An 8,152-nucleotide genomic window follows, 5' to 3' on the forward strand; every position below is an offset into this window, starting at 1 on the left:
GGACCGCCGCCGCGCACGGAGCCAAGATCATCACCAGATGCCGGGCGCTGGAGGTGACCGGGAGCGGGGCGCGGGTCCGCGACGAGCTGACCGGCGCCGAACGCGATATCCGCGCCCGGAAGGTCGTCAACGCGGCCGGGGTCTGGGCCGGGGGGCTCGTGCCCGGCGTGCGGCTGCGGCCGTCGCGGGGCACCCACCTCGTCCTGGACGGGGCGGAGCTCGCCGGCCCGAAGGCCGGGATGCACGTGCCCATCCCCGGCTCGACCAGCCGGTTCGCGCTCGTCCTGCCGCAGGGCGACGGCCGGATCTACGTCGGCCTGACCGACGAACCCGTCGAGGACATCCCGGACGTCCCGGTCGCGCCCGAGGCCGACATCGGTTTCCTGCTCGACCTGCTCGGCACGGTCCTGGAGACCACGGTCCGCCGCTCCGACGTGCTCGGGGCGTTCGCCGGGCTGCGCCCCCTGCTCGACGCGGAGGGCACCACCGCGGACATCTCCCGCAGGCACGCCGTCCTGACCTCGCCGGACGGCGTCGTCACGATCGTCGGCGGCAAGCTCACGACCTACCGCCGGATGGCGCAGGACGCCGTCGACGCCCTCGGGCTCGACACCGGCCCGTCCCGGACGAAGGACCTGCCGCTCGTCGGCGCGGCCCCGGCGGCCGACCTCGCCCGGATCGAGGCGCCCGCACGGCTCGTCCGCAGGTACGGGACGGAGGCGGCCGAGATGGCGGCGCTCGCCCGCGACGACGCGACCCTCCTGGAACCGGTGCTTGCGGGGCTTCCGTTCCTCAACGCGGAACTCCTTTGGGCGGTCCGGCACGAGGGCGCTCTGGACGCCGCGGACGTCCTTGACCGCAGAACCCGTATCGGTCTGGTCGAAAAGGACCGCTCAAGAGCGCTTACGCAGGTGGCCGCATTGTTTGACCAAAGATCATCAGCGGTATGAGGTGTGTCACGAACCCTGGCAGGGCAGAAGAAAGTTAGGCTAGGGTGGCCTAACCTACCGGGGAAGGAGGCTCACTCATGGCACATGACAGAACATGCGACCACTGCGTGGGCAGCCACACCGGTGAACTCCCCTGCCTCGCCAGCGCGACCACCAAGGCCCGTGCCTGGCTGCTCCTCGAACACCCCGGCCCCTGGGCCGAGCGGATCGAGGAGATGGGGATCCCGATCGTGGCCGAGGCCACGGCGGCGGGGGTCCGCCCCCAGCTCATCCGCAGGGCCGGCCGACGCCGCGCCACTCCCCCGCTCCAGGTCCACGTCGGCTACTCAGGCGTCGACGACCCGTGGATGGAGAGCCGCGTCATCACCGACCCCGCCGAACTGGCCTCGCTGGATCTGGCGAAGGTCGCCCTCGGGGTGCGTCCCGGCTGGGGGGAGCCCGCACGGGATCCCGTCCTGCTGGTCTGCACCCACGCCAAGCGGAACGTGTGCTGCGCCAAGACGGGCGGCCCGCTCGCGCGGCGGCTGGCGAAGGAGTTCGGCGATCTGGTCTGGGAGACCAGCCATGTGGGCGGCGACCGTTTCGCCGCGAATCTGGTCTGCTTCCCGGACGGCCTCTACTACGGCAACCTCGACGCCGGCAGCGCCACCACCGCGGTGAACGCCTATCTGCGGGGGGACGTCGTCCTCGACCACCTGCGCGGACGGGCGGGGCTACCGGAGGCCGCACAGGCCGCGGAGCACTTTGTGCGCTCGCACACGGGTATGCTGAAGGTAAATGCGGTGCGGGTCACAGCCCTCACCGGAGCCGGTCCTTTCACGGCCACCGTCACCGCGGGTGATTCCACCTGGTCCGGGGTGGTCGAAGCGGTGCAGACCGCTGGATCCTGCGGTTCCGGGTGCAGTGAGACCGGCCTGACATACCAAATGAGGGACCTCACCCTTCACAGCGAGGCCGCCCTCGTGTAACCTCTTTGAGGCCCCACTCGGGGAAATGCTGCGCCGCGAGCCTACCTTCCACAGGGAACACAGCGGCAACTCCAGACGTTGGAAATTGAGGACGACACGTTAAATCCAAACGTGCGTTCGACAACGTCTATGTCCTTATTTGCTCAGAAAACAACTGAGGTGGGTGTTTCATGGCTCAGGTACGTCGGCAGGCTAACCTCCCGCGGCCCAGCTGGGGCTGGCAGGACGCCGCCGCGTGCCGGGGGGAAGACCTTGTGCTCTTCTTCGGCCCTGACGGCGAACGTCAGCCCGAACGCGAGATTCGCGAGCGCAAGGCCAAGCAGGTCTGTATGGGCTGCCCCGTCCGCACGGATTGTCTCGACTATGCCGTCTCCCGTCCCGAGAAGTACGGTACGTGGGGCGGGCTGAACGAGGACGAGCGCGCTTCCGAGCGTCGTCGTCGGATGCGTCGCGCTAACGCCGCCTGACGGACGAACGGCCGGCCAAAGCCGAGCACTGCTGCCGTAACCCCGGCACCACCGGTGAACCAGTGGCGTGGCTTCCGAGGATGGACTAGATCCTCGGAGACCGTACCCAGGGAGTTCAACCACAACTCATTCGGCCTCGCAAGCCTTTTGCGGGGCCGTTTGCGTTTCCCAAGCACAGCCTAGCCCGGTCCGGGAGCGGTTTCGACCAACCGCCATACCAGACTGGTCCAGACCACTTCTAGTGAGGGTCCCTTAACAAGCGAAAAGACCCGCTCCACCTGGGATGACGGGTCTTCGCGGCGGCCGATCAAGGCCAGGAGGTTAGCGGGCTGCCGAACCTGGGTACAGGGCCCCCTCCCTGGTCACGGCCCTGCTCGTCAGGGACGAGCCGGGACGAGCCAGTTCAGCGGGTTGTGCCGGCCGATCTGCTCCAGGACCGCCGGATCGGCCCCCGCCGCGGCCAGCGCGGGCAGGACGCCGTCGAACAGCACTCCGTAGCCGGGGCCGTCGTAGTGGCGGAGCTGCCCCATCCGCGAGATCCCGCCGCTCAGCAGCAGCCGCTCGGTGTGGCCCGCCTCGATCAGCTCCACGATCGCGGGCAGGGCCCGCTCCCCCGTCAGCGCGAGGGTGCCGAAGGAGAGGTAGGCGCCGGTCTCGGCGATCTTGCGGTGGACGGCCGGATCCTCGACGGAGTCCTGCCCGCCGACCGCGACCCGCTCCGCGGGCACGCCCATCGCCATCAGCAGTTCGAGCTGGGCCAGCCCCGACCTGCCGTGGGTCGCGATCGGCAGCCCCGACTCCAGGCTCGCCTGGGCGGCGGCGCGCAGCACGCGCTCCTCCGCCTCGGTCGGCTGGTCGCCCCACGTGCCCAGTTCGCCGATGACGCCGGGCAGCACCGAGGTGCCGTCCATGCCGAAGCCGATCTCGGCCAGCATCCGCTCGGTGAGCCGGTCGACCGTCAGGTCCTTGATGGCGGCCGGGTGGAACGGCTCGCAGAAGAAGCCCGTCCCGGCGACGACCGCGACCCGGCTGCCGGCGCTGATCCGCGCCAGTGCGGAGGCGTCACGGCCCATCCCCACACAGCTCAGCTCGACGACCACGGAGAGCCCGTGCTCCTTGCGGAGCGCGGTGAGCTCCCGGGTGACGTGCAGCTCCTCGTCCAGCCAGCGGCGCGGGTCGGACGCGACCGCGACCGGCCAGCGCAGGTCGACGCGCAGGTGCTCATGGGCGAGCACGCGGCCTTCCAGGGCCGAGACGGGTGCGGGACCGGTGACCGTGCGGATGCGGGAGTCGGGATGGGGAGCCTTCATAGACCGCGAGGTTACGCGAACTTTGCCCGATTTAGGGGTCTAATCCAGATTCTTTACCTGGCACGCGAGCTGGGCTTTCGCCCGCGCCGCCGAGGTCTCCCCCGCAGGCCAGAGCCGGTCCACCTCGGCGTTGAGGCACGCGCCGACGAGCACCGCGAAGGCCGTCACGTACAGCCACGCCATCACCGCGATGGGGGCCGCCAGCGAGCCCGTCGCGGAGACGTCGGCGAGGGTGCTCTGGAGGTAGACGCGGAGGATCACGCTGCCGCCGATCCAGAACGTCAGGGCCAGGGCGGCCCCGGGGATCTCGCGCCACCAGGCCGTCCGCACCGGGACGCTCAGGTGGTAGAGCAGCGACAGGAAGAGGATCGACAGGGTCGTGATGACGGGCCAGTAGAGCATCGCCACGAAGTCGGCGCTGCCGGGGATCGCCTCCCGCACCAGATGCGGCCCCGCGACCAGCATCGGGATGACGATCACGGCCGTCAGCAGGCCGACGACATAGAGGACGAACGACTTCAGCCGGGCCCGGATCACACCGCGGGCGCCGTCCAGGCCGTAGGCGATGGTGATGGTGTCGACATAGACGCTCATCGCCCGTGAACCGGCCCACAGCGAGATCAGGAAGCCCAGCGACAGGATCTCGATGTGCCGTTTGCGCAGCACCTCCTCGATCATCGGCGTGACGACGCTCTGGATCGCCTCGTCGGTGAGGAAGGTGTGGGCCTTGGCCGTGATCCAGACGCTCAGCTCGTCGACGGTCGCCTGGCCGAACGCCCCGCGCAGATAGCCCGCGCTGGAGATCAGCCCGAGGATCAGCGGCGGCAGCGAGAGCAGCGCCCAGAAGGCGGCCTCGGCGGCCAGTCCGGTGATCCGGTACTTGAAGCCGGTGATGGCCGTGCCCTTGGTGAGGGCCCAGAGCGCGCGCAGCATCGCCACCAGGCGGGTCTGCGTCGGGGTCTGCGGAGCGTCCGCGACCTGCGGTGCTGCGGTCGTCACGGAGACCACGGTACGGCCTTGCCCGTCCGGATCATGTCGCCTCGCCCCAACTCGGTAGATCACCTTCCGCGCGCCGCCACTGGATATGATGTCGGCCACACCCCCTGGGTTCGGGGCACGTGTAACAGTAGGTCACAATAAGTCATGATCTGCCTTGCGTGCCGAGACCGCCACCACGCGGAATGCCGTGGCGGCACGTGGTGCGACTGTCAGCACCATGTCCCCGAAGAGCCCGAAGAAACCGACCTCAACTGGGTCAGGCAGGGGTGATCATGGCCTGTCCAGGATGCGGACGTCGCTGGACAAGCGCGACCACCGCATGTCAAAGTCAGAGCATGACTGCTGCCCTCGACACGATGCTGGCCAAGCGCCGGCACGTGGACTTCCTCCGGGTACGCAGCGCCATCTGTCGGTAACGCCCTGACCACGCCCCGACGTTTTCCCGGGCGCGTGGCGATGACGGCGTTCCGTTTCCTCACGTTCACAGCCGCTTCGTCACGCCTGCCCTCCATCAGATTTTGAGTCCTGGAGGACTGCGCGCCGTGCCACCCCGTAGTAAGCGTGGAGAGGGCCAGTGGGCCCTCGGTTACCGCGAACCGCTCAACAAGAACGAAGAGAACAAGAAGAACGACGACGGTCTGAACGTGGGCCGCCGCATCGTCGAGATCTACTCCAAAGCCGGTTTCGACTCGATCGACCCGGCCGACCTCCGCGGCCGGATGCGCTGGTACGGCCTGTACACCCAGCGCAAGGCCGGGATCGACGGCGGCAAGACCGCCGTCCTCGAGGACGAGGAGCTCGACGACCGCTTCTTCATGATGCGGGTGCGCATCGACGGCGGCCAGCTCTCCGTCGCGCAGCTCCGCACCCTCGCCGACATCTCCAACAAGTACGCCCGGGGCACCGCGGACGTCACCGACCGGCAGAACATCCAGTACCACTGGATCGCCATCGAGGACGTCCCGGCGATCTGGGACGCGCTGGAGGCCGTCGGCCTGGACACGATGGAAGCCTGCGGCGACACCCCGCGAGTGATCATCGGCTGTCCGCTGGCCGGGGTCGCCGAGGACGAGATCCTCGACGCCACCCCGCAGATCCACGACGTCCACCAGCGGTACATCGGGACCAAGGAGTTCTCGAACCTGCCGCGCAAGTGGAAGTCGGCGTTCTCCGGTTGCGCGTCGCACTGCACCGTCCACGAGATCAACGACGTGGCGATGGTCGGCGTGGTCAACGAGGACGGGGAGCACGGCTACCAGGTGTTCGTCGGCGGCGGCCTGTCGACCAACCCGATGTTCGCCAAGCACCTGGGGGTCTTCATCCGGCCCGAGCAGGTCCACGAGGTGTGGAAGGGCTGCATCTCGATCTTCCGCGACTACGGGTACCGGCGGCTGCGGCACCGCGCCCGGATCAAGTTCCTGATGGCCGACTGGGGACCTGAGAAGTTCCGGGAGGTGCTGGAGAAGGAGTACCTGGGCTTCTCCCTGCCGGACGGCCCCGCGCCGGCCGCGCCCGTCGGGCAGCGCGACCACGTGGGCATCCGCCCGCAGAAGGACGGCAACTTCTACGTCGGGTTCGCCCCGAAGGTCGGCCGGGTCAACGGCGACATCCTGCACAAGATCGCCGACCTGGCCGAGAAGTACGGATCCGACCGGATCCGCACGACGGCCGAGCAGAAGATGGTCATCCTCGACATCCCGCTCGACCGGACCGAGGGCCTGGCCGACGAGCTGGAGGCCATCGACCTCAAGGTCCGCCCGTCGGTGTTCCGCCGGCAGACCATGGCCTGCACCGGCATCGAGTACTGCAAGCTGGCGATCGTCGAGACCAAGGCGCGGGCCGCGTCCATGATCGACGAGCTGGAGCAGCGGCTGCCGACCTTCGACCAGCCGCTGACGATCAACGTCAACGGCTGCCCGAACGCCTGCGCCCGGATCCAGGTCGCCGACATCGGTCTCAAGGGGCAGCTCGTCCTCGACGACCAGGGCAACCAGGTCGAGGGCTTCCAGATCCATCTCGGCGGCCAGCTCGGCCAGACGTTCGGCAAGAAGGTGCGCGGTCTCAAGACCACGTCCGCCGAGCTGACGGACTACGTCGAGCGTGTGGTCCTCAAGTTCGAGGCGCAGCGTTCCGACGGCGAGACCTTCGCCGCCTGGGTCGCGCGCGCCGACGACGCAGACCTTCAGTAGCAGGGATCACGCGATGAGCGAGCGCGCGGTTCCGTTCTACTGCCCGTACTGCGGCGAAGAAGACCTCTTCCCCTACGAGGGGGACGGGACCTGGCACTGCCGGGCCTGTGCCCGCAAGTTCCGCGTGAATTTCCTCGGGATTGGAGCCCCCCAGTGACCGCACTGATCGAGAGCTACGCCAGACCGTCCTTGTCTCTTGAGGACATCGTCGACTCGGCCGCCTCCGCCCTGGAGAACGCCACCCCACTGGAGATCATCCGTTGGGCTTCGGCGACGTTCGGAGACCGGATCTGCCTGACCTCGTCGATGTCGGACGCGGCGCTGATCCACCTGGTCTCCAAGGTGAAGCCCGGGATCGACGTGCTGTTCGTCGACACCGGCTACCACTTCGCCGAGACGATCGGAACCCGCGACGCCGTCGAGGCCGTCTACCCGGTCAACGTGATCAATGTCCAGCCTTCGCGCACCGTCGCGGAGCAGGACCGGGATCTGGGTCCGCGGCTGTACGGCCGCAACCCGGATCTCTGCTGCCACCTGCGCAAGGTCGAGCCGCTGGGCAGGGCGCTGGAGGGCTACATGGCGTGGTTCACCGGCGTCCGCGCCGACGAGACCCGCTCCCGCAAGGCGATGAAGGTCGTCGAATGGGACCGCAAGCGCCAGATGGTCAAGGTCAACCCGATCCTGCACTGGACCGAATCCGAGATGGACAACTACATCGAGGACAACGGCATCCTGATCAACCCGCTGCACTACGACGGCTACCCCTCGATCGGCTGCGAGCCGTGCACCGCACGGGTCGCCCCCGGTGAGGACCCGCGCAGCGGCCGCTGGGCCGGACTGGGCAAGGTCGAGTGCGGCATCCACATCTAGCTCCGCTCGTCGCGGTGGCGCACGGATCCCGTGATCCGCGTGCCGCGGCGACGGTGGAGAACCTTCTCGACCTGGTGCGGGAACGGGGGCTCGACGTCAGGACGGCGTTCCTCGACCACGCGGCGCCCAGCCCCGTCCAGGCGCTGTCCGGGCTCGACTCCGCTGTCGTGCTGCCGCTGCTGCTGACCGCCGCCTACCACAGCAAGATCGATCTGCCGGGGGTGCTGGCGACGGCCCGTCGCCGGTCGCCCCGGCTCTCGGTGCGCGTCGCCGGGACCCTCGGGCCGCATCCGCTGCTGCTCGACGCCCTCGAACGGCGGCTCGCCGAAGTGGACGCCGGGCCGGCGTCCGACACGGCCGTCGTGCTGGCCGCCGCCGGATCGTCCGACCCGTCCGCCA

The 8,152-nt window shown here is 68.9% G+C and carries 8 protein-coding genes; 6 read left to right on the forward strand and 2 right to left on the reverse strand.

Going from position 1 to position 8,152, the window contains the following annotated elements; translation table 11 throughout:
* From ACYVE7_RS24400 to ACYVE7_RS24410, 3 genes are all read left to right on the forward strand, one after another.
* Positions 1-950, forward strand: a 950-nt coding sequence (locus tag ACYVE7_RS24400; RefSeq protein WP_460367550.1) for a glycerol-3-phosphate dehydrogenase/oxidase, incomplete at its 5' end; no start/stop codon positions are given.
* A gap of 77 nt (positions 951-1,027) precedes the next feature.
* A complete protein-coding gene (locus ACYVE7_RS24405) occupies positions 1,028-1,918 on the forward strand; it encodes a sucrase ferredoxin (RefSeq protein WP_460367551.1) in 891 nt (296 codons plus the stop codon).
* A gap of 170 nt (positions 1,919-2,088) precedes the next feature.
* A complete protein-coding gene (locus tag ACYVE7_RS24410; RefSeq protein WP_106399257.1) occupies positions 2,089-2,385 on the forward strand; it encodes a WhiB family transcriptional regulator in 297 nt (98 codons plus the stop codon).
* Between the two features lie 377 nt (positions 2,386-2,762).
* Here the strand turns inward: ACYVE7_RS24410 and ACYVE7_RS24415 are convergent, their stop codons facing one another.
* Both ACYVE7_RS24415 and ACYVE7_RS24420 read right to left on the reverse strand, forming a co-directional pair.
* Positions 2,763-3,695, reverse strand: coding sequence for a phosphotriesterase family protein (locus tag ACYVE7_RS24415; RefSeq protein WP_460367554.1), 933 nt, complete (start codon positions 3,693-3,695; stop codon positions 2,763-2,765).
* Positions 3,696-3,734: 39 nt separating this feature from the next.
* A complete protein-coding gene (locus tag ACYVE7_RS24420; protein WP_460367556.1) occupies positions 3,735-4,694 on the reverse strand; it encodes a YihY/virulence factor BrkB family protein in 960 nt (319 codons plus the stop codon).
* A gap of 542 nt (positions 4,695-5,236) precedes the next feature.
* Between ACYVE7_RS24420 and ACYVE7_RS24425 the strand changes: the two genes are divergently transcribed.
* The 3 genes from ACYVE7_RS24425 to ACYVE7_RS24435 all read left to right on the forward strand — a co-directional run.
* The gene (locus tag ACYVE7_RS24425) at positions 5,237-6,883 is read left to right on the forward strand and encodes a nitrite/sulfite reductase (RefSeq protein ID WP_460367558.1); all 1,647 of its coding nucleotides are present in this window, start codon (positions 5,237-5,239) and stop codon (positions 6,881-6,883) included.
* Between the two features lie 153 nt (positions 6,884-7,036).
* Positions 7,037-7,753, forward strand: coding sequence for a phosphoadenylyl-sulfate reductase (locus tag ACYVE7_RS24430; RefSeq protein ID WP_460367559.1), 717 nt, complete (start codon positions 7,037-7,039; stop codon positions 7,751-7,753).
* A 14-nt stretch (positions 7,754-7,767) separates the two neighbouring features.
* Positions 7,768-8,152 (forward strand): sirohydrochlorin chelatase (locus ACYVE7_RS24435; RefSeq protein WP_460367561.1); only part of this gene is annotated, 385 nt, incomplete at its 3' end.

The organism is Actinocorallia lasiicapitis (assembly GCF_054778695.1).